The sequence below is a fragment of the Paraburkholderia solitsugae genome (genome assembly GCF_013177695.1).
Classification (GTDB): domain Bacteria; phylum Pseudomonadota; class Gammaproteobacteria; order Burkholderiales; family Burkholderiaceae; genus Paraburkholderia; species Paraburkholderia solitsugae.
This window is the reverse complement of record NZ_WOEY01000013.1, coordinates 37,444-57,655: the sequence shown is the minus strand read 5'-3', so window position 1 is coordinate 57,655 and position 20,212 is coordinate 37,444. Positions and strand designations below refer to the sequence as shown.

Sequence of the window (20,212 nt, the reverse complement as noted above, 5' to 3'; positions counted from 1 at the left end):
GAACGTTGCCGTGGGCTACGCAGTTACCGGGTTGTTCTTTTTGCGCATCGAATCGCCCTTGAGCGGGATCTTGTGGGCCTGATGCACGAGACGATCGAGAATGGCGTCTGCAAGCGTTGGATCCTGCAGCCACGCGTGCCAGTGTTCGAGGGGCAACTGGCTGGTGATGATGGTCGAGCGGGTACCGACGCGATCGTCGAGGACTTCCAGCAGATCGTTGCGTGCGCCCTGATCGAGGTCCTGCAGCCCCCAGTCGTCGAGTAACAGAACATCTATCTTCGCAAGCTGCGCCAGACGCCGGGTGAAGCTGCCATCGCCGTGTGCGATCTTCAGTTCCTCGAACAGGCGTGCGACGCGTACATAAAGTACCGCGAAGCCTTGCCGGCAGGCCTGCTGGGCAAATGCGCAGGCAATCCATGTCTTGCCCGCGCCGGTCGGCCCGCTCAGGATGATGTTCTGGGCGTTGCGAATCCAGTCGCAACCGGCGAGTGGGTATTCCGGCCCAACGTGACCGACGATTCCGGACGAACGTGACCGAGCATTCCGATTGATCGTGACCGGTCATTCCGGGGGAACGTGACCGATTTCCCGGGCTTTCCGGAATCCGCGGTCACGATGCCGGAATCGGCGGTCACGATACCGGAATGGTGTCGTACAGCGCCGTAATGGTGTTACGCATATCCACAACCCCGACGGGTACGCTGCCAGATTTTTTGTCTGGGACAAGCATGCCCGCACCGAGGATCGCTATGCGTAAGATCAAGGAAGTACTGCGTCTGAAACTTGACGCCAGGTTGTCTCACGAGCAGATCGCTGCCGCCCTCGATCTGTCCAAAGGCGTCGTGACCAAATATGTCGGCCTGGCCGCTGCAGCCGGGCTGGACCGGGCCGCTGTCCAGTCGCTCGACGACGTGACGCTGGAGCGGCGCCTGTTGGCCTCCCCCGAGAAGCCGCGTCACCATGTGCAGCCCGACTTCGGGCGCATCCATCACGAACTGCGACGCAAGGGCGTGACGCTCATGCTGCTGTGGGAGGAGTACCGGGCCGAATACGCCGAGCGCCAGACCTACGGCTATTCGCAGTTCTGTGAGAACTACCGGCACTTCGCCAAACGGCTCAAGCGCTCCATGCGGCAGATCCACCGCGGCGGCGAGAAGCTGTTCATCGACTTCGCCGGCCCGACTCTCGCCCTGGCCGATGGCGGTCGCGCCCATATCTACGTCGCCGCGATGGGGGCATCCAGCTATACGTTCGCCTGCGCCACCGAACGTGAAACGATGGCCGACTGGCTCGACTCGACGGGGCGCGCCCTGGCGTTTTATGGTGGCGTGCCGGCAAAATCACCAGCTGGTGATTTTGCCGGCACGCCGCCGCAGAATTCCATCGCCTCGATCAGCCCGCCGATCCAGTCCGGCGTTGTCTCCGAAGGCGTCGCACAGGCATACGTGTAATTCGAGGCGGCAAGCACGGCCACAAAGATGTGGGCCTGGAAGTCAACCCCGCCGTCGCGCGCGAGGACCGGCATGGTCTGCCCGGCAAAGTCGGCGAACAACTTCTCGCCGGCGCGGTGCTGCTGGCGCATCGAGCGCTTGAGCGTTTGCGCCCAGTCCTTGTAGCGCTGGCAGAACTGCGTATAGCGGTATGTGCGCTCGCCGGGATGGAGCGCGACGTATTCTTCCCAGAGCAGTTGCAGCGTCACACCCTTGCGTCGCAACTCGCGGTGAATCAAGGTGCAGTCGGGCTCGATCCGCTTCGCTGGCGCCGGCGGCGAAGCCGGCGACAGGACGCGCCGCTCAAGCTCATCCTCTTCCAGTGGTTCGACTGCCGCCCAGTCGAGTCCGGCCGCAGCGGCGAGCTGAAGGTATTGCGTGATCGTCGCCAGGCCGACGCCGAGCGCGCCCTGTACCTGTCGATGCGTGAGATTGCATGCCCACTTCAGGCGGAGCACTTCCTTGATTCTGCGCATGGTTGTCCGGTGTGCCGGCATCGTTGGTAACTCCCAAAGGGAGCTACCTTAACGCCGGTGGATTGGCCCATACGCAGCGCCGCCATCACAAAACCGATGATCCGTTCCGGTTTGCCGAACATCGATTCCGGAAACCCGAACAGGCATTTCGGCAAATCGAACAACCGTTACGGAACACCCGCGCTTCTGTTCGACTTCAACCGAAACGCGTGTTCATCTTCCAGCGAAAACCCTGTTCGGCTTCAACCGAAATCTCTGTTCGGCTTCGCCGAAATACGCAGCATCATCGAGCGCATTTGCTCAAAGCAGGACCCGCGCCGAGGTCTACCACGAGCTGATCGAAGCACAACAAAGCGGGCTGAACTACGTCACAGAAACGTCGTACCCCGAGGTCAACCCAATTTACGCAGCACAGGTCAAGCGCATCAAGCGCGACCATTCTGTGCAGCAGAGCGCGTCTATTGACGACAGCACGACTCATTGAACTCGCGTCCTGCTAACTCGAGCCAATGCCGACGCTTTATCACTTATCTGATTCTCGGTTCGCCCTGTCTGTCCTGCGAACAAGCATCTTGAAACACCAGGAGTATCGCCATGAAATCAGTCTCACAAATTCGGTTATTCGACCAGTCGCTGCGCAACCTGGCGGTCGCAGGCGCGATTCTGATGTCGACTTCAGCTGGCGTGTTTGCGCAAACCATGCCTGATCCGCCGACGCATCGAGTCACGCGCGCAGAGGTCATGCATGAACTCTACGAACTGGAGGCGGCGGGTTACAACCCGTCCCAGGGCGATGACGGTTCATATCCCGCCGATATTCAGGCTGCGCAAGAAAAGGTTGCCGCCAAACATCAGGCGGAACGAAACGCGATGATGAGCGCTGGCCAGAATGGGCAGGCGAAGCCGGCGCCTTGAGATGCAGACGATCGCTAGTATTCCGTGTACATCGCTACTCGCGTATCTTCCCATGCAAAGACGCGTTCGATGCGTCCTGAACTCTAAACAATCCGCCGTCGTCGATCACAGATCCAGTACCGGCGCGGATCACAGACAAATTCGATGACCTCGAAAAACTAGCAGCCAGCTGACGGACTAACGGCTTCACAGACGCTTCGCACAGAACCTTGTAAATGGTCGCGCGCGACAGTTCTCTTCGCTCGTGGAGCCGTAACTCGCTCTGGATCCGCCTTGCTCCCTTGTGCTCGAAACGCAGCCGGAGAATCGTCGCCCGATCAGCATCAGAAGTGCACCAGGCCTAAGCATGAACCCGGATAAATTCATCCGGTGCCGCGCGTTCTGTCACCAGCGCGTTTACGGGCGCGTCAGGATCGGCATATCCTATCGCCATTCCGCAAAACAACATCTCCTCTTCAGGAACACCGAGGAAGCCGCTAACCGTCTTTGGAAAGAGACTCCAGCTTTCTTGAGGGCAGCTATCCAGCCCATTGGCTTTCAGCAGCAGCATCACAGTCTGGAGATACATTCCCAGGTCGACCCATTGTGGGCGTCCCATGTTACGGTCGATAAAACAAAATAGCGCGGCCGGCGCTCCAAACAATTGAAAGTTGTCGCGAAAGCGCTGCCCCCGTGCCGCCTTCTGCTCGGCCCCAATGCCTAGCAGACGATACATGTCCTCCCCTGCCCTGAATCGCCGGGTGCGATACGGCTCGCCTAGCGACTTCGGATAAACGTCGTAATCAACGGTATCCTCTTGAAACGAATCCAGTGTCCGCGCTGTCATCACCTGCTTCAGATCGACGAGTCGCTGACCGACCACCAGATGAATCTTCCATGGCTGGAGATTGCCACCCGATGGCGCCCGCGCGGCCTGAATCAGAATATCTCGCAGTAGATCCTTATCTACGGACTGCGCCAGGAACGCACGAATCGATCGGCGTTGCGCGACTGCCTCTGTAACACTGTATGTGGATGTGACGCCTACGTTTGCCGCCTCTTTCATTACCAATTCCTCGCGACTAGCTGATATCGTACGGCATGGATACGACTTGAAAGGGCAGAACGAAGGGAGTCGAACACATCCCTTCTAGGCCTGCCCCGGGCTTGGGGCGCCAGATAGCTCCAAACCACGAAAAAGTACAGTGACCAACGTATCGGTCATTGACGCAACTGAGGCAGGGTCGTCTACTGCCGAGCCATAGACCGCTTGCAAAAGAGCGCCAATACTGAATGTAAGTGCACAGGCGCCGACAATGATGTTGGTTACCTCATGCACCGGAAGTCGGCGGACCAAACCTGCTTGCATCGCCTCCTCGATTGCCTCATTGAAGGCTTGATAGCCTTGCGACATATAGGTCTTTGCGAGCCATTTCAGTCGAGGTGTGCTTTGCATGCCCTCATGGATCATGATTCGATTGAGGTCTGGATCGGCCGCGTTACTCGAAACAAACGTCCGAATCATGATCTTCAGTCGGGTTAGGGGATCAACGTCCGCTAGATTCAAGAATTGCCCCACCGAGAAAACCGCACCCCGCTTCCTCATGATATGGTCGATCACCGCCTCCCAGAGCTGTAGCTTGCTGCCAAAGTGATAGTGAACCATCGACTGCGTCAGGCCAGCCTTCGTCGCAACGTTTCCCGTACTAACGGCGTCGTATCCATGCTGCGCAAACAGCGCGACGGCCGCATCGATCAACCGATCACGTGGGGCCATCTCCTCAACCGGCTCAACAGCCTTTTCTTTTGTCTTACCAACATTCCTTCCAGGCTTGCGATTCACGCCGCCCCCCTCTGTAAAGTGTCTGGAACGGGCTGCAACTCGTCTGTTTGCAACACGAACGTAATACTTTACCTGAGGCTGAACTCGGCACAACAGGAACCGGACGCAGGCGCGCGACTTCGTGTCGCCCTGCAACTCTGGGCAATCCTCTCATCAGGCAACACCGCGCTTCCGTGATCCGGCTGCGGTCTGGTCCACTCCATCTCAGCGCGCTGGATTCGTGTTATATCGCGTTACAACCCGTGGTCAGGAGACAAATCCTTCAAATGATGCAATGTCAAGCGGTGCCGGATCGACAGGCCGAACCGGCAACTCGCCAGTCGAAAACTGTGGTGTCGGAGCTGGCTGGACAATCCCTCCCTCCTCGACGAAAACCCGCCGCTCTACCAGATGCCGATGCCGTTGTGCTTCCGAAAGCGTAAGGACAGGTGCGTAGCAAACGTCGGTGCCTTCGAGTATCGCGGTCCACTCATCTCTCGTCTTCCGTCGAAAGAGCTCTTCCATGTCTGCATGTAGTGCCGCCCAGTTCTCCCGGCGCTCCCGCTCACTCGCAGCTACCGACGACTTCAGACCGGTCAGCTCACAGAGTTGCTGAAAGAATGCAGGTTCAAGGGAACCGATAGACACGTGGCGACCGTCCGCACACTCGTAGGTCCGGTAGTACGGCGCCCCGCCGTCAAACACGTTCGCTTCCCGCTCTTCACACCACTTGCCCTCTGCGGTCTTTTCCATGATCGCTGTCATCAACGACACTGATCCATCGCACATCGCTGCATCAATCACGTCGCCAAGGCCGGTACGTTGAGCAGCAGTCATTGCGGCCAGCATGCCCATGACCAGATAGAGCGCCCCGCCCGCAAAGTCGCCCCAAACGTTAAGTGGCGGTATCGGCCGCTCTTTCGACCCGATTGCAGCCAGCGCGCCGGTGATCGCGATGTAATTGATATCATGCGCTGCAGAGTACGCCAGCGGGCCCCTTTGCCCCCAACCAGTGAGTCTTCCATACACGAGCTTCGGGTTACGCGCGAGCAATTCCGCTGGACCCAGTCCGACGCGCTCCATTACGCCTGGCCGGTACGCCTCGATCAACCCGTCCGCTTGATCAGTCAACTCCATGACTCGGGCAACGTCGAACGGAGATTTGAGGTTGGCCCGAATTCGGCGCCGACCGCGCACCGCAATTGGACTTGCCGGCTCATCTGTAGAGTCTGGACGTTCGATGCGAACGATCTCCGCACCTAGATCGGCAAGCAGCATCGACGCAAATGGTGCTGCGCCCATACCGGCAAACTCTACCAGGCGAATACCTTTGAGCGGCCCCACCAAAGGTGGATTCTGATCTGCAAATGAATTCATCTTCAACTCCAACCACAACTCAAGGCCGCGTTCTACTGAATACCACCGTCCCACTCGTGTAGAACATGCCGCCCACCCCATGGGCAACAGAAATTTCCACGTCGGGCACTTGTGCCGCCGCGATACCTCTGACCTGGCGAATCGACTCCTGCAGTGCATACATCCCATACATACCGGAGTGCATGTAGCTCAATCCACCGCCGTTGGTATTGACGGGAAGCCGCCCGCCGGGAGCAGTGTTCCCCTCCCTGATGAAGCTTGCCGCTTCACCAGGCTGGCAAAAGCCGAGGTCTTCCAGTCCATAAAGGGGAAGGTGTGCAAAAGCGTCGTAAAGCATCAGATGATCCACGTCCGTGTGGCTGATACCCGCCTCTGCGAACGCATCGCGGCCTGCACGCCGGAACGCAGCAGACGTCGTGAAGTCCTCCATCTGGCTGATCATCGGGGTCTCGCAGCTCTCACCGGCGCCAATAATGTAAACCGGGCGTTCATGTAAGTCTGGAGCTCTGTCGGCACTCGTCAATACAATGGCTCCGCCGCCATCGGTCACAACACAGCACATCAGCAATCGGAAGGGGTAGACGATCATCTTGGACGCCAAGACGTCCTCAATCGTAATCGGATCCTTCTGGCTCGCGCGCGGGTTGAGCGCAGCCCATTGTCGTTGAACCACCGCGACCGACGCCAGCGCAGATTCGTCCAGACCGTGCTGCTTCAGGTAACGCAGCACCGGAATCGAAAACATTGTCGGCGGATAAGTGGTGCCGAACGGTGTCTCGAACTGTTGCAACAGGCTACCCGGGACAGGAATCGGGAAGCCCGTAGGCGCAACTCGCGAGCGCCCGCTTTCACCGTGTGTTACGAGGACAGTACGGCACAGACCCGATTCGATTGCTGCCATCGCGTGGCGAAGATGGAGCATAAACGAGCAGCCGCCGACTCCCGTTCCATCAATCCACCGTGGCTTGATTCCAAGGTAATGTGCGACAGTCTCGGGCGGCTCTCCGGCCGTTGCAATGCCGTCGATATCTGAAGGACGCAAACCAGCATCGGCCAGCGCATTCAGTGCTGCATCTGCATGCAACTGAATCTGCGACATCTCGGGTACTTTACCCATTCGGGTACTTTCCGCCGATCCTACGACGGCTACAGAACGTCGCGCCATTTATGCCTCCACGAGCTTGAACAAAGGTAGCGTAATGTCGTCGTTCTGTTTCGCGAAGACCACTTCCACAGGTGCATCCAGCTGAAGTGCTTCAGGTTCCTGCGGACACCCAATGATATTCGTCATAAGCCGCGGCCCCTCTTCGAGTTCAACGACGGCAATCGAGTATGGCGGGGTGAAGCCCGGAGCTGGCAGATGCGAAATCGCATAGCTGTACAAAGTCCCGCGACCACTCGCGCGCTTTAACGAAACCGAACGACTCGCGCAACGAGGGCAAAATGGTCGTGGCGGAAAATAGGTGTGTGCGCAATCGTCGCAAACTTGAAGCCTCAACTCACCGAGTCGAGTACCTTCCCAAAAGTGCGCAGTTTCCGGCGTTGGGACCGGCATTGGACGCGAAGTTTCCATGTTCATCCGTTTCCTATTCAATTCTGCAGCCTTGCTTACAGACCAAAGAGTTGATCGTTTGTTGCCATTTCTCTCAACTCGACCTTTCGAACCTTTCCGCTAGCAGTAAGCGGAAAACGTTCCATGCGGAAATATTTGACTGGGACCTTGTAACTTGACAGCTGTTCTCGGCAATGCCGATCCAGGTCAGACACTGAGAGTTCGTCGTTTCCGATAATCGCAGCTGCTACGATTTCACCGTAATACGCGTCCTTGATTCCAAAAACCGCGACCTGTTCGACTCCCGGGTATGCAGTCAGTACACGCTCAATCTCCGCTGGATAGATGTTCTCGCCGCCACGGATGATCATGTCCTTGAGGCGACCACCACTGACAACCAGCTTTGTGTCTTCTCTCAGGAAGCCGATATCGCCGGTCTTGACCCAGCCGTCATCAGAGAACGTAGCCTTCGTCTCTTCAGGCATCTCGAAGTACTCGCGCATCGCATATGGCGAGCTAATCTGGATTTCACCGGAAATCCCTCGGGCGACCTCAAGCCCGTTGTTGGGATCAACGACACGAATACGGTATCCGTTCAGGCTTTGCCCGCAATTGTCGAATCTGTCTGGATCATTCGGATCGCCACACGCGGCAATGGCACTGACCTCTGATAATCCGTAAATCTGGACGATCCCAGGGATAAATTCCGCTGCACAGCGGCGCAGAACAGCGGCGTCAACATCCATGCCCCCGCAGGTTCCGACCCGCAGTGACGAAAGATCATACGAAGCCCGATCCGGATGGTCGAGCAGCGCGCTCAAGGTAGTCGGTACGGCAAAGTGCACGGTCGCCTTCTCGGACTCGATGACCTGCAGCATGCTGGTAACATTGAACGCGTCCTGTCCGATATACGTGGCACCAGTAAACAGACATCCCGGCACTGCCGTGCAATAAGATGCGCTGTGAAACATTGGAATGACGCATGTGACCCGATCGTCACTTCGCATTCCAAGGCGCCGAGAACTCAATGCGCCCTGTGCCATCACCGCCTCGTGCGTAAGCGTCGCACCCTTCGGGTAACCGGTCGTACCCGACGTGTAGATGATGACCGCCGGGGCACTTGGCGGCACGTCCGGAAGCGTCCTGTCACTGGCCCTTCCTATATCACGCAGCGCGGCAAGGCTTAGACACCCGCTTTCCTCACCATCAAGTACGACCGTAACGCCAACGTCCGGTACCTTCTGCCGCGCACCCGAGAACACATCAAAATATGACTTCGAGCGGAACGATTTGGACAGCGCAATCGCCTTTGCACCCGATTGCCGGAGTGCATAGACAAGCTCCCCCTCACCAAAGTACGTATTGATGGGAACGAGGATCAACCCTGCACGAGCCGCTGCAAGGCAGGTAATCAGCCAGGCAATGGAATTCTGCGACCACAGCGCCAACCGGTCACCGGGCTGAAGCCCACTCTCGAGCAAGCCCTTTCCAACCTGCGTTGCGTACTTATCCCAATCCTCGAAGGTCAGTCGCTCACCTTCGAGCGGAAATGACACAGCAAGCGACTGCCCTGCGTCCCGAGCGCGCCTGGCGAGCGCGTCGCTGACCGTGCCAAATGTCTCCAGTCCGCTCATTCTCACGTCTCCGTTCAATCAGGCCGGCCGACCGGCCATCAGCAACGCCTGGTCATAAGTCAGCACCACTTCGTCGCGCTGGTTGACGACTTTGACCTCCATCGCGACGACACCCCGGTCGCCCTTGCTCGAGGCCCGAGCTTCAGTGACTTTGACCGAGGTAAAGATCGTGTCGCCGAAGCGCACGGGATTGGAAAAGCGAACCTTGTCCAATCCCAGAAAACCGATCGTCGTGCCAACGAAAAGCGCAGTCTGATTGATCTGACCCGACGTGACAGCCAAGGTAAGCAGCCCGTGCGCGATTCGCTCGCCAAAGATGCCCTTTTCCGCCGCCACTGCATTGACGTGCACGGGATTGAAGTCTCCCGAGAGCCCGGCAAACAAGCCTACGTCACCACTCTCAATCGTACGCGGCGCGGTCTCGATCACCTCGCCTACCTCAAAGTCATGCCAGTACTTGGCGAATCGTCCTGCAGCCATCTAACTATCTCCTTTCTCACCATAACCGCGCATTCGCGGCAAACGACCACTCGCAGTGGTCAGCCTCGCGACGCAAACGACGTCGACAAGACACAGCATAGTCAAAATTCAAAGAAACAAATAGACCTATTTGTTAAGTAGATACACCTATTTAACCGTTTTCCAATCGGTAGGAATGTGTGCACTAGGGCTCGTTCGCTGGTGGGGTCAGTCGCACCACGTCGAGATGAGGCGCGAAGCTCCCCGGATAGTCGGTAAATCCAAGCAGTTGCCGACTACTGGGCGCGGTGGCGTATGCATTCATGCCGCGACTTCGTCGAAAGTTCGCTGAGCCGCCTGATATAAGCAGCTGCAAATGGAGAAGACCTATGTATGAAACCGACAGGACGCTAGACGGATCAATGCCGGAGGATCACTCGCGAAGCGATCCAGTAACCATCATTCGCACCAGCCCCATGGGGAAATTTCAGGTCGCGTTGGTGGTCGTGTTGTTTTGCCTATATGCTCTCGACGGGTACGATCTCCTTGCCGTGGCTTTCGCGCTTCCAGGCATTCGAGCCGACCTCAAGCTCCCACCTGACATACTCGGTGTCATTGCCTCTGCCGGCCTTATTGGTAGCGGCACTGGAGCCCTCCTGATCGCCCCGCTAAGTGATCGCTTCGGCAGGCGACCAATCATGCTTGCTAGCCTCATCCTTGCCGGCTGTGGGATGGCTATCTGCACGATTGCCAACGGTCCCATGGTGCTCGTCCTAGGGCGATCTATTACAGGCCTGGGAGTCGGTGCGCTGTTGCCAGGCATTACCGCGCTGGCAGCGGAATACTCAAATGATCGAGTCCGTAACGGTGTAACGGTTCTTATCACCGTCGGTTTTTCAGTCGGGGGCTTGGTGGGCGGCAACTTCGCAGCTGTGCTTCTATTTCATTGGTCCTGGAGGTCGGTGTTCCTGTGTGGCTCAATCGGCACCTTCCTGGCAGCCGCTATTTCGGCGCTGATTGTGCCGGAATCGATTGAATTTATCGTCGCCACTCGCCCAGTCAACGCTCTCGCACGCATCAACTCAGTGCTCGGCAGAATGGCAAAGGAATCCATTGCACGGATCGAGGCAAAACAGGTAACCACTGCGAAAGCGCCGATTGTCGAACTTTTCAAGCAAGATCTGCTGGTCATCACCGTTGTCGTCACGCTGACGTATGCACTGCATGGTGCCACCTTTTACTACTGTCTGAACTGGCTATCCAAGATTGCAACGGACATTGGTTACACGGCTTCAGGCGCAGCTCACGCATTCGCGTGGTGCAGTGGCGGCGGACTCGTTGGTGCCTTGCTCGCCGCATTTCTGGCCACCCGAATTCGAATCCAGTCGCTGATAGCCTTCTCCTTGATTGCGAGCACCGTCGCACTACTCGTGCTTGCCAGCATTCATCGCATGTCAAACGAATTTTTTGTCGCAAGCGGGCTGGTTGGGGTAGCACTGTATTGTGGCCAATCGAGCCTGTACGCATACATGATGCGTGCATTTCCCACGCGAGTTCGCGCATCTGGCGCCGGGTTCGTCACCGGCGTCGGGCGATTCGGAGGTATCGCTTCGCCTACAATTTCTGGATTTCTGTTTGCGTCCGGCCTGAGTAACGCCGCAGTTAGCACAATGATGGCAATGGGCTCACTTTGTGGTGCGGTGATTCTTCTGTCCTATCACATTTTCTGGCGCCAGACCTGATATCGACACCTACGTCACATTCGTTTCGTCAGCACTCCGATGAATCCGGTCATTTTCGTTCGCGCAGGCAACCGGGTACTGGTTGCGCGGTAACCGGTCGATGATAGATGCCGAGCCCGCCCGGCCAGTGCTACGCGCCGACAGTACAGAGCCGCCACCCCATAGAGGCGGAACCCGGCGGCGCGTTGCGAACGGCCCAAGCGACAGGCGGCTGCACTGCGGGCTTATTGCTTGAGCGCTTCGGCCGAGGTCAACAGCTTGGTCTTCATGCTGAAGCCGTATGCCTTCCCGTAGTCAACACCGAAGTCGGCACGGTCGAATTCGCCGGCCGCGTCGACGCCGCACACTTCGCGCGTGAGCAACGGATGCGGCATGCACTTGAACGAGTCGATCTTCAGCGTCAGCGGCTTGGTCACGCCGTGCATCGTCAGGTTGCCAACGACCTCAGACGGCTTGTCACCGTCGAACTTGATAGTGCCCTTGTAGGTCGCATCCGGGTGCTTCGCCGCGTCGAAGAACTGCGCCGACTGCAGGTCCTGGTCGAGCTTCGTGCTGCCCGTGTGGACCGATGCGATTTCGGTCGTGACGTCAACCGTCCCGGTCTTCGCCGCGCGATCGAGCGTCACCGTGCCACTCGACTTGTCGAACTTCCCGCGCCACACCGACAGACCACCGAAGTGATCGGCCTCGAAGGTCGGGTACGTGTGGTTCGGATCGAACTGGTACGTCGACCCGTCGGCGAATGCCGAGCGCTTGATCGCCAGCACCCCGTCGAACGTCTGCGTCGCACCAGCCTGTGTGACGATGACCGGAACAGTCAGCGTCTCGGTCTTGCCCTTGATTGTCAGCTTGCCGGTCACGTTGTACCGGTCGCCGCCGGCCGGCGCGATCGCCGTCGACACAAAGGTCGCCTGCGGGTATGCGTTCGCGTCGAACCAGTCCTTGCCGGCGACCTGATCGTTGTACGCCTTGTCACCGAGGTCGAAACTCGCGATGTCGATCGACACCTGTGCACTGCCCTGCGCGGCGTTCGCCGGATCGAACCTGATCTGCGCGGAGAACTTCTTGAACACGCCCTCGGTCGGCACGTTCATCTGCTTCGAGATGGCGGACACCTTGCTCTTCGCGAGATCAACGTCAGCGAGCGCGGCGCCCGACGCAACGAGCGACACCGCCGCAAACGCGGCCACCAGGGAACGGGAAAAAGACACCTTCATGGGATCCTTCATTTGGCAAAGGGAAGCATCCGCGACAGCAGGCCGTCACGGTCCATCAGCTGATGCTTGACCACCGCAAACACGTGCAGCCCAACGAGCGTCAGCAAGACGTAATTCAATGAGATGTGCAGCGTCTTCAACGTTTCCTTCAGCAGCGGATCAGGATCGATCAGGCGCGGCAGCGGTACGATGCCGAGGTACACGACCGGAATGTTCGACGCCGAGCTATACAAGTAGCCGGTCACGGGAATCGCGAGCATCAGTACGTACAACAGCATGTGCACGACATGCGCACCGATCCGCTGCAGCGGCGGCATGCCCGCCGGCAGCGGCGGTGGCATGTGAGTCGCGCGCGACAGCACACGCGCAATCGCGAGCACGAACGCGGTCACTCCGATCCATTTGTGCCACGAGAAGTACTTGAGCTTCGTCGGCGTAAAACCCGGGATGTCGGTCGTCACCCAGCCGAGCGCGAAACCACAGACGATTAGCAGCGCAATCAGCCAGTGCAGCGCGACCGCGGTCCGCGTATAGCCGGCGGGCGCTGCTGGCGGAGAATTCGAAGCCATGCGTTCCTCAAGTTGGCGAGAAGTCGGGATCGATGGGGCCACGCGGGAATCCGCCTGGCCCCACCGTTCGCGCAACGGCGCGATTGGTGACCGACGGTCAGCCGAACAGCTTGTTTGCCGTCTGGGCGATCAGTTCGCCCTGGTGGCGAGCGCCGGCGAGTTCGATCGCGCTCGGCTGGCGCTGACCTTGTCCACCGGCGATGGTCGTGGCGCCATAGGGCGCACCGCCGACGATCTCGTCCAGCGTCATCTGCCCCTGGTGGCTGTACGGCAGGCCGACGATGGTCATGCCGAAGTGCAGCAGGTTGGTGATAATCGAAAACAAGGTCGTTTCCTGCCCGCCGTGCTGGCTGGCGCTCGAGGCAAAGGCACCGCCTACCTTGCCGTTCAGCGCGCCGCTCATCCACAAGCCGCCAGCTTGATCCAGGAATGCCGCCATCTGCGACGAGATGCGCCCGAACCGGGTCGGCGTGCCGACGACAATAGCATCGTAGTTGGCGAGCTCGGCGACGGTGGCAACCGTCGCTTGCTGGTCGAGCTTAAAGTAGGCGGCCTTGGCCACCTCCTCCGGCGCCGTTTCCGGGACCCGCTTGACATCGACTGTGGCACCCGTCGAACGCGCACCTTCGGCCACGGCGTCCGCCAATGCTTCGACGTGGCCATACGATGAGTAATACAGAACTAGAACTTTAGACATTTCGAATTCCTATTTATATTTACGCGGCGATACCGCTTTGGTGAACGTTGCCTGCGCAATGGACAACCCAGGAGATCATCTCGCAGCTACGACGGCATGGAATCAAGGAATACATAGAGCGCGGCGATCTTCTCATCGCGAACGATGATCACATCCACGCCCGTATATTCGGGGGCCTCACCCCGCGGACCAGATCCCCACGCCAAACGGCCGGCGTTGTGCAGGGCCTGAGCCTCACCGTGCGGCGTGTAGGCGAAATGCGGGTGCGTCGCGCGAAGCTCCCCTGCGAATGTGTCAAGAGCATCGTGCCCGACGAATACACCCGGAGGCGCGTAGAGCACGCAGTCCTCGGTATAGAGTTCCTCGATGGCCGCGCGACGACGTTTAGCGTCGCCCTCGCCGAAGACTTCCTGAAGGTTGCGATAGAGCAGCTCGTTGATACGGTCGTTCATAACAATTCTCCTTACTGATTGACTACGAACCTAGCCAGGTCGGGTTGCGTGAATGGCTAAAAATTGGATGTTGCGTCGTACTACTTAGCGAGTGACATGGTTCTTTCGATGGCGGTGACGACAGCCGGTCGTGTCGCGATTTCTTCATACCAACTAGCCACGAACGGAAACTTGTCGAGGGTCGCGCCGATGGCCTGATGACGCCACACCCACCCAAAATGGGCGATGTCAGCAATGCTGTACTCGTCACCCGCAGCGTACGGATGACGCTCGAGTTCCTCGTTGAGAACGCCCAGCGTCCGATCAACCTCCGCGAGCGCACGCGCTTTTGCCTCGGGTTGAGGCGACGACTGGATCGCGACCAGGAACGCCTGCAGGAACGCTGGGCTGAGGCCGGAAGCGTGAAAGAAAAGTTGTTCAAAGACCTTACCGCGCCGAGGGCCGTCCTTGGGAAGAAGTTGTCCAGTCTTCTCGGCAAGGTGGACCAGAATCGCGGCGGACTCGCCGAGTACCAGATCGCCTTCGTCGGGAACAGAACGATCGATGAGAACCGGTACTTTCCCATTGGGATTCATTGCCTTGAAGGCGGCGGTCTTCTGCGCGCCCTGACGCAGGTTGACGGGCACGAGCCGATAGTCGAGCCCCATCTCTTCCAGTGCGATGGGGACTTTGACACTGTTGGGCGTGGCGAACGCGTGAACTTCGAACATTGTGCTCATGAGCATTTCCTTTGTGCGGTTTGATCGCCTATGGCGGCGCTTGGAGCGCTGTTGGAATTGAGTAGCCGGCATCGAATCGCACGGCCGCTCCGGGACCTCTCGTCAAATCTGAGCTTGTCCACCGTCGACGAAGATTTCCGTACCGGCGATGAAGCTCGAATCGGAGGAAGCGAGAAAGACAGCGGCGCCCGCGACTTCGTCGGGATCGCCCACGCGCCCGAGCGGGATGGTCGAGGCCATGTAGTCGAGCATGCTCTGCTGCTGCGCGCTATCGGGGCCGGCCAGATCGACCAGGCCTGGTGTCTTGATCGGGCCCGGGCTGATGACGTTCACGCGGATGCCGCGAGACTTCAGGTCTAGCGTCCAGCTCCTGGCGAGGTTACGCACCGCGGCCTTGGATGCGCTGTAGACACTGAACGCGGGTGTGCCCTTGATGCTGACGTTGGACGCCGTGAGTATCACCGAGGCGCCGTCGACGAGAAGCGGCAACGCCTTCTGCACCGTAAAGAGCACGCCCTTCACGTTGCGACCGAACGTGTCGTCATACTGCTCTTCGGTGATTGCCCCCAGGGGCAACATAGAGCCACCGCCAGCATTGACGAACAGCACATCGATGCGGCCTGCCTCAGTCTTTACGCGCTCGTAGAGCCGGTTGAGGTCGTTAAGATTGGCGGAGTCCGCCTGCACGCCGGTCGCCCTCGGCCCGATCGCTGCAACGGCGGCATCGAGTTCGGCCGAACGACGACCGGTCACAAAGACCCGCGCACCCTCGGCCACAAAACGCCTGGCGGTGGCAAGGCCGATACCAGTTGTCCCGCCGGTGACGACCGCTATCTTTCCTTCCAGTTTGCGTACCATGATCTATCTCCATGCACAGCTGTGCGATGAGACAAATGTATGGCAGCATGCTACTTTTCGAAATAGAAATGATTGAAAACCATCGTTGCAGGATTGTCGATGTCAAAGTTACCTGACTTTGAAGGATTCGCGATGTTCGCGAAGGTCGCCGAAGAAGGTTCGTTCGCTGCTGCGGCGGCGACAATGGGCGTATCCGTTGCCACAGTTTCCCGGGCCGTCACCCGCCTCGAGGAGCGACTGGGGGGGCGGCTTTTTAACCGCACCTCCCGACGGCTCGCCCTCACGGACTATGGCCATCTGCTCGCCGAACGCGCGTCGAAAATCTACGCCGACGCCGAAGAAGCTGAGGATATCGCCCGTGAGACGTCAAGCCGACCGCGTGGTCTGGTCAAGCTCGCTGCGCCACTGTCCTTCGGCGCGCGCTGGGTTGCCCCACTGCTGCCGGAGTTCTTCCGGACCTATCCGGATATTTCCGTGGAACTTCATCTCACGGATGTCCATGCTGATCTGATCGGTGATGGCTTTGACGCAGCCCTCCGTATCGCCATCCTGGAAGATTCGTCACTCGCTGCACGTCTCATTGCACCCGTGCGCCGGTTTGTCGTGGCATCTCCAACCTACCTGTCTCGCTATGGTCGTCCGCAGCACCCGCATGATCTTGGCGCGCACCAGTGCCTGACCTACGCCAACAGGAGCAAGCGGGACGTTTGGCGCTTTACTCACAAAAATGGTGAGGAATGCACGATCACACCGACCGGGGCATTGCGGGCAACAAACGTAGAAGCGTTACTGCCCACACTCCTCGCGGGACTTGCCATAACTGAGCTTCCCGAGTTCGTTGCGACGCAGTATTTCCCGGACAAACAACTTGAACCGATTTTGACCGATTGGCGCTTGCCCGAAGGCGGTCTGTATTTCGTCACACCCACGGCCCGCGCACGGCCAGCAAAGGTTAGCGCGTTGGCCGACTTCTTCATCTCCAAACTCACCTCGGCGGAATGGAGCGCCGAGACGCTGATGGGCTGGAAGTCACCTAGCCATCGCAGCCGGTGATTGCGACCCTTTCCAAAAGGCGCTGTCCCCGTTAAAGAGTTCGCGACGCATTTGGAGGAGGACGTGCATTCGCTCAGAAAGCGGACGGATCTTGGGTGATCTCCGTGAAGCGTTGCCAGGAGGGCGAAGTGTGCGGCGAGTTGTTTGCGATAGAGCGAGACGCATAGCAGGTGTCGCTTATCGAATACGAAAGGGAAGCGAAGTGTCGTGTGGCAACTCTGCTGCGGAAGTCGCGGAATGCTCGAATGATTGTCCTACGCGGTTCCCTGACGAATCCTCCAATTCGGCATTGACCACGACTGCATAGGCACCAGAGAGCCACGGCGTGCCTGGCACCAGGGACCACCGTGTTTCACCGCGCGACAGTGTGACCTTGCCAGGCACGCGTCGACCATCAGGGCCCGCGAAGGATGGGATCAACCAGGAAGCCCCGGCTGGCGGAAGGCAGCCGGAGTCGAACCGACCTGAGCGCGTCTGACGCCCTCAACTGGGTTTGAAGCCCAGCCGCACCACCGGATACGAATGCCTTCCTACGGTGATTGAACTTGTCCCGAACCGCTGAAAATGTAGCAAACGACACTAACCGATTGCTCGCACGTTGCGACACGTATTGGTTGCCCATGCGCGATTGACACGAACTCACACTGACACGAAGTGTGTTCGGCACTATAGCTTACACGAGTGAACGACCGGCTGGCTGCTCCACTACAGCACTAGCCGGCAAGCCCAACAGATGCCTGTTTGCGCGCTGACTACCTTGGCAGGTATTTTTTGGGCTTCGGTGAAATCAACGCTATCGGGAAGGTTTATCGGGGGCACATAAAATCGAAGGTGACTGTTATGGCGACATTGATCTACCTTCCCCACGGCGGATGCGAGCACCGATAATTCAAGTCATCGATTCCGCCAGATACCGGTGAACAAACGTGACTGCCATGGCCCCTTCCCCAACCGCTGACGCAACCCGCTTGACCGACCCGTAGCGGACATCACCGGCTGCGAAGGAACCAGGGACGCTCGTTTCCAGAAAGTAAGGGCGCCGCTCGAGCGGCCAGCAAGTCTCGAACTGGGGAAAGTCGCTCAGATCGGCGCCTGTCACAAGGTACCCATTCCTGTCCCGGACGATCGTGGTGTCTTTTGCCCACTCTGTGTTCGGTGCGCCGCCAATACAGACGAATAGGCGGTCTGCCGAAACGACCTGAGTTCCACCCGCTTTGTCCGTGATCTGCAGCGCTTCAAGCTGAGTATCGCCATAGATTGCTGAGACAGACGACTCAAAGACAACCCGGACGTTGCTCGTGTGGGCAATGCGATCCAACAGGTAATGCGAGAGCGTTGCGGCAAGGGACTCGCCGCGAACGATCAATGTGACACTCTCCGCGGTTCGCGCGAAATTCATCGCGGCCTGCCCTGCGGAATTTCCGCCGCCTACGATGAAAATCTTTTTTCCAGTGCAAATTGACGCTTCGCTCGCGCCCGCGCCGTAGTACAACCCAGCGTTCAACAACCTTTGCTCATTGGGAATTCCCAGGCTACGGTACTCGATACCCGTCGCGCAAATATTGGCGCGTGCCCTTAGCAGCGTCCCGTCCGCCAGATTGACTTCAATTTTTCCATTCACAAACGTGGCGTGCACGCCCTCGCGCATCATAAGCAGTTCGACGCCAAACTTCACTGCCTGCTGACGGGCGCGTTCAGCCAATTCCGCACCGGCGATGCCCTGCGGGAAACCCATATAGTTTTCAATGAACGAACTCGTTCCCGCTTGCCCGCCCACGGCAGCCCGTTCGATAACGACAGCCCGCAGGCCCTCCGATGCCGCGTAGACCGCGGCGGATAATCCTGCGGGTCCCGCCCCGTATATCGACAGGTCATACTCCTGATAACGTGGACGCGAGACCCACCCAAGCTTGGCCGCGATCTCCGCTAAACTCGGCGCGTCTAACCTGGAGTCATCTGGAAAGACGACAACAGGCCACTTGATGTCGCCAAAACCGGAAACGCCTAGTTCCCGGACGCACGCTTCGTCTGATGCGATTTCGCACCATTCATACTCGACCACGCCTCGGGCGAGGAAGTCCCGGATCTCGTACGCTTCCTTGCTGTGTGCCGCCCCAAGAACCCTGACCACTCTTGCGCCGTCCATCGCACCTCCACGACAAACCTGCCACGCCCGTCGAGATTGCCTCTTATGAGCGCCACCGCTGCAGTTTCTTGTTTCTTAACTGCGCATGCTGACCCAATGCAATCTCACAGTCGAGTTAACGTTTCTGAATGTGTAGCGCGAGTAGGGCTGCCGCCCAAGCTTCGAGGCGAGCAGCCCATAGCCACTGCGGCCCTGCTTACGCCGCGGTGGCGTGGGGTTTCAGGGCACCCTCTAGCGTTGCCCGAAACAGAGCGACAGACTGTGCGCCGCTGATAATTTCATCGCCAATCTTCACTGACGGTACCGAGCTGACGCCATGTCCGATCGATCGAGCTTCAAGCGCACGTACTTCGTCTACTCCACTGTCCAACATGAATAACGCTTCGACGTGGTCTTTCTCAAAGCCCGTAGCTACCGCGATCTCCGTCAACACGGCGACGTCTCCAATATCGCGGCCAGCGGAGAAATACGCATGGAAGATCGCTTCCACGAGCGCCGTTACGTCATGCCTTTGTTGCAAGAACCATACAAGCCGATGTGCGGCCAGCGTGTTCGGCGTGCGCTTCGCCAGCGCATAGTGGAATTCCAGACCGACCTGCCGTCCGGCCGCCGTGACTTGAGCATCCATTGCCTGCGAGCGCGCCCAACTCCCGAACTTCGCCGACCGGTATTCTTTACGGTCGAGACCTTCGACGGGCATACCAGGATTCAATTCATAAGGAACGAACACGAGTTTCGTTTGCTCGACGGCGTTCGCTTCGCTAATCGCTTTCTTCAGTTTTTCCTCGCCAATCCAGCACCAGGGACAAATGAAATCGTATGTGACCTCGATATGCAGCTTGTTCATCGAACATCTCCAAAATAGATTGTTTGCATGACAAACGATAGCGCGGCTATCAGCCGATCGGAATGGCAATGCGAAGCAATGTACCTTTGCGTGGCCGGCAATAAGACGCGGCGAACGGCGAAGTCTGGCTGGAGTCTCTCACCTCATGCACGAAGCCGCTCTTTCCCACGCAGCGCACCACGATATGTCTGAAACACTATTTTTGCCG

19 protein-coding genes, 1 tRNA gene and 4 pseudogenes are annotated in these 20,212 nt (G+C 58.4%); 5 read left to right on the top strand and 19 right to left on the bottom strand.

Annotation, left to right across the window (positions count from 1 at the left end):
* Positions 1–15: 15 nt before the first annotated feature.
* A pseudogene (istB, locus tag GNZ12_RS02785) lies at positions 16–489 on the bottom strand (IS21-like element helper ATPase IstB); the annotation flags it as partial.
* 239 nt (positions 490–728) lie between these two features.
* On the opposite strand from istB, the pseudogene GNZ12_RS02780 reads away from it, so the two are divergent.
* A pseudogene (locus tag GNZ12_RS02780) lies at positions 729–1,334 on the top strand (IS21 family transposase); the annotation flags it as partial.
* A 26-nt stretch (positions 1,335–1,360) separates the two neighbouring features.
* Here GNZ12_RS02780 and GNZ12_RS02775 read toward each other — a convergent pair.
* Positions 1,361–1,987 (bottom strand): annotated as a pseudogene (locus tag GNZ12_RS02775) (IS21 family transposase); the annotation flags it as partial.
* A gap of 103 nt (positions 1,988–2,090) precedes the next feature.
* Between GNZ12_RS02775 and GNZ12_RS02770 the strand changes: the two are divergent.
* Positions 2,091–2,450 carry a DUF4148 domain-containing protein gene (locus GNZ12_RS02770; protein ID WP_407947676.1) on the top strand — a complete coding sequence of 120 codons (360 nt, stop codon included), beginning with the start codon at positions 2,091–2,093 and terminating at the stop codon, positions 2,448–2,450.
* A gap of 110 nt (positions 2,451–2,560) precedes the next feature.
* Positions 2,561–2,881 carry a DUF4148 domain-containing protein gene (locus GNZ12_RS02765; protein ID WP_172308890.1) on the top strand — a complete coding sequence of 107 codons (321 nt, stop codon included), beginning with the start codon at positions 2,561–2,563 and terminating at the stop codon, positions 2,879–2,881.
* A gap of 172 nt (positions 2,882–3,053) precedes the next feature.
* On the opposite strand, the pseudogene GNZ12_RS02760 reads toward GNZ12_RS02765, so the two are convergent.
* The 8 genes and pseudogenes from GNZ12_RS02760 to GNZ12_RS02725 all read right to left on the bottom strand — a co-directional run.
* A pseudogene (locus GNZ12_RS02760) lies at positions 3,054–3,209 on the bottom strand (IS481 family transposase); the annotation flags it as partial.
* Positions 3,210–3,221: 12 nt separating this feature from the next.
* Positions 3,222–3,926 (bottom strand): nitroreductase, encoded by a 705-nt coding sequence (locus GNZ12_RS02755; protein ID WP_172308889.1) that lies wholly within the window; start codon positions 3,924–3,926, stop codon positions 3,222–3,224.
* A gap of 84 nt (positions 3,927–4,010) precedes the next feature.
* Positions 4,011–4,703, bottom strand: coding sequence for a TetR/AcrR family transcriptional regulator (locus GNZ12_RS02750; RefSeq protein ID WP_172308888.1), 693 nt, complete (start codon positions 4,701–4,703; stop codon positions 4,011–4,013).
* Between the two features lie 246 nt (positions 4,704–4,949).
* On the bottom strand, positions 4,950–6,059 hold the full coding sequence (locus GNZ12_RS02745; RefSeq protein WP_172308887.1) for a CaiB/BaiF CoA transferase family protein: 1,110 nt from the start codon (positions 6,057–6,059) through the stop codon (positions 4,950–4,952).
* A gap of 19 nt (positions 6,060–6,078) precedes the next feature.
* Positions 6,079–7,176 carry a thiolase C-terminal domain-containing protein gene (locus GNZ12_RS02740; RefSeq protein ID WP_235993540.1) on the bottom strand — a complete coding sequence of 366 codons (1,098 nt, stop codon included), beginning with the start codon at positions 7,174–7,176 and terminating at the stop codon, positions 6,079–6,081.
* 48 nt (positions 7,177–7,224) lie between these two features.
* Positions 7,225–7,614 (bottom strand): Zn-ribbon domain-containing OB-fold protein, encoded by a 390-nt coding sequence (locus GNZ12_RS02735; RefSeq protein ID WP_235993551.1) that lies wholly within the window; start codon positions 7,612–7,614, stop codon positions 7,225–7,227.
* Positions 7,615–7,667: 53 nt separating this feature from the next.
* Positions 7,668–9,245: a class I adenylate-forming enzyme family protein gene (locus GNZ12_RS02730; RefSeq protein WP_172308884.1), complete on the bottom strand. Its 1,578-nt coding sequence runs from the start codon at positions 9,243–9,245 to the stop codon at positions 7,668–7,670.
* Positions 9,246–9,263: 18 nt separating this feature from the next.
* Positions 9,264–9,725: a MaoC/PaaZ C-terminal domain-containing protein gene (locus GNZ12_RS02725; protein ID WP_172308883.1), complete on the bottom strand. Its 462-nt coding sequence runs from the start codon at positions 9,723–9,725 to the stop codon at positions 9,264–9,266.
* A 368-nt stretch (positions 9,726–10,093) separates the two neighbouring features.
* Here GNZ12_RS02725 and GNZ12_RS02720 point away from each other — a divergent pair, with 368 nt between their 5' ends.
* Positions 10,094–11,446, top strand: coding sequence for an MFS transporter (locus tag GNZ12_RS02720; protein WP_172308882.1), 1,353 nt, complete (start codon positions 10,094–10,096; stop codon positions 11,444–11,446).
* Between the two features lie 224 nt (positions 11,447–11,670).
* Here GNZ12_RS02720 and GNZ12_RS02715 read toward each other — a convergent pair whose 3' ends face one another.
* The 6 genes from GNZ12_RS02715 to GNZ12_RS02690 all read right to left on the bottom strand — a co-directional run bounded on the left by GNZ12_RS02715 (position 11,671) and on the right by GNZ12_RS02690 (position 15,958).
* Positions 11,671–12,663 (bottom strand): YceI family protein, encoded by a 993-nt coding sequence (locus GNZ12_RS02715; RefSeq protein ID WP_172308881.1) that lies wholly within the window; start codon positions 12,661–12,663, stop codon positions 11,671–11,673.
* 8 nt (positions 12,664–12,671) lie between these two features.
* A complete protein-coding gene (locus tag GNZ12_RS02710; RefSeq protein ID WP_172308880.1) occupies positions 12,672–13,232 on the bottom strand; it encodes a cytochrome b in 561 nt (186 codons plus the stop codon).
* Between the two features lie 97 nt (positions 13,233–13,329).
* Positions 13,330–13,929, bottom strand: a complete 600-nt coding sequence (gene wrbA / locus GNZ12_RS02705; RefSeq protein ID WP_172308879.1) for an NAD(P)H:quinone oxidoreductase — start codon at positions 13,927–13,929, stop codon at positions 13,330–13,332.
* Between the two features lie 86 nt (positions 13,930–14,015).
* Positions 14,016–14,381 carry a nuclear transport factor 2 family protein gene (locus tag GNZ12_RS02700; protein WP_172308878.1) on the bottom strand — a complete coding sequence of 122 codons (366 nt, stop codon included), beginning with the start codon at positions 14,379–14,381 and terminating at the stop codon, positions 14,016–14,018.
* Between the two features lie 80 nt (positions 14,382–14,461).
* Positions 14,462–15,100, bottom strand: coding sequence for a glutathione S-transferase family protein (locus GNZ12_RS02695; protein WP_235993538.1), 639 nt, complete (start codon positions 15,098–15,100; stop codon positions 14,462–14,464).
* A gap of 102 nt (positions 15,101–15,202) precedes the next feature.
* A complete protein-coding gene (locus GNZ12_RS02690; protein WP_172308877.1) occupies positions 15,203–15,958 on the bottom strand; it encodes an SDR family oxidoreductase in 756 nt (251 codons plus the stop codon).
* Between the two features lie 99 nt (positions 15,959–16,057).
* Here GNZ12_RS02690 and GNZ12_RS02685 point away from each other — a divergent pair, with 99 nt between their 5' ends.
* Positions 16,058–17,011 (top strand): LysR family transcriptional regulator, encoded by a 954-nt coding sequence (locus tag GNZ12_RS02685; RefSeq protein WP_172308924.1) that lies wholly within the window; start codon positions 16,058–16,060, stop codon positions 17,009–17,011.
* 435 nt (positions 17,012–17,446) lie between these two features.
* On the opposite strand, the gene GNZ12_RS02680 is transcribed toward GNZ12_RS02685, so the two are convergent.
* The 3 genes from GNZ12_RS02680 to GNZ12_RS02670 form a co-directional block, all read right to left on the bottom strand.
* Positions 17,447–17,542, bottom strand: a tRNA-Sec gene (locus GNZ12_RS02680).
* Positions 17,543–17,900: 358 nt separating this feature from the next.
* Positions 17,901–19,157 carry an NAD(P)/FAD-dependent oxidoreductase gene (locus tag GNZ12_RS02675; RefSeq protein WP_172308876.1) on the bottom strand — a complete coding sequence of 419 codons (1,257 nt, stop codon included), beginning with the start codon at positions 19,155–19,157 and terminating at the stop codon, positions 17,901–17,903.
* A gap of 196 nt (positions 19,158–19,353) precedes the next feature.
* The gene (locus GNZ12_RS02670) at positions 19,354–20,004 is read right to left on the bottom strand and encodes a DsbA family oxidoreductase (RefSeq protein WP_172308875.1); all 651 of its coding nucleotides are present in this window, start codon (positions 20,002–20,004) and stop codon (positions 19,354–19,356) included.
* Positions 20,005–20,212: the final 208 nt, after the last annotated feature.

Excerpts from the sequence above, each read along its gene's own strand:
- GNZ12_RS02685 (WP_172308924.1), top strand. The coding sequence starts at position 16,058 with ATGTCAAAGTTACCTGACTTTGAAGGATTCGCGATGTTCGCGAAGGTC.
- GNZ12_RS02715 (WP_172308881.1), bottom strand. The coding sequence starts at position 12,663 with ATGAAGGTGTCTTTTTCCCGTTCCCTGGTGGCCGCGTTTGCGGCGGTG.
- GNZ12_RS02755 (WP_172308889.1), bottom strand. The coding sequence starts at position 3,926 with ATGAAAGAGGCGGCAAACGTAGGCGTCACATCCACATACAGTGTTACA.
- GNZ12_RS02730 (WP_172308884.1), bottom strand. The coding sequence starts at position 9,245 with ATGAGCGGACTGGAGACATTTGGCACGGTCAGCGACGCGCTCGCCAGG.
- GNZ12_RS02695 (WP_235993538.1), bottom strand. The coding sequence starts at position 15,100 with ATGAGCACAATGTTCGAAGTTCACGCGTTCGCCACGCCCAACAGTGTC.
- GNZ12_RS02670 (WP_172308875.1), bottom strand. The coding sequence starts at position 20,004 with ATGAACAAGCTGCATATCGAGGTCACATACGATTTCATTTGTCCCTGG.
- GNZ12_RS02735 (WP_235993551.1), bottom strand. The coding sequence starts at position 7,614 with ATGCCGGTCCCAACGCCGGAAACTGCGCACTTTTGGGAAGGTACTCGA.
- GNZ12_RS02690 (WP_172308877.1), bottom strand. The coding sequence starts at position 15,958 with ATGGTACGCAAACTGGAAGGAAAGATAGCGGTCGTCACCGGCGGGACA.
- wrbA (WP_172308879.1), bottom strand. The coding sequence starts at position 13,929 with ATGTCTAAAGTTCTAGTTCTGTATTACTCATCGTATGGCCACGTCGAA.
- GNZ12_RS02700 (WP_172308878.1), bottom strand. The coding sequence starts at position 14,381 with ATGAACGACCGTATCAACGAGCTGCTCTATCGCAACCTTCAGGAAGTC.
- GNZ12_RS02745 (WP_172308887.1), bottom strand. The coding sequence starts at position 6,059 with ATGAATTCATTTGCAGATCAGAATCCACCTTTGGTGGGGCCGCTCAAA.
- GNZ12_RS02710 (WP_172308880.1), bottom strand. The coding sequence starts at position 13,232 with ATGGCTTCGAATTCTCCGCCAGCAGCGCCCGCCGGCTATACGCGGACC.
- GNZ12_RS02720 (WP_172308882.1), top strand. The coding sequence starts at position 10,094 with ATGTATGAAACCGACAGGACGCTAGACGGATCAATGCCGGAGGATCAC.
- GNZ12_RS02740 (WP_235993540.1), bottom strand. The coding sequence starts at position 7,176 with ATGGGTAAAGTACCCGAGATGTCGCAGATTCAGTTGCATGCAGATGCA.
- GNZ12_RS02765 (WP_172308890.1), top strand. The coding sequence starts at position 2,561 with ATGAAATCAGTCTCACAAATTCGGTTATTCGACCAGTCGCTGCGCAAC.
- GNZ12_RS02725 (WP_172308883.1), bottom strand. The coding sequence starts at position 9,725 with ATGGCTGCAGGACGATTCGCCAAGTACTGGCATGACTTTGAGGTAGGC.
- GNZ12_RS02675 (WP_172308876.1), bottom strand. The coding sequence starts at position 19,157 with ATGGACGGCGCAAGAGTGGTCAGGGTTCTTGGGGCGGCACACAGCAAG.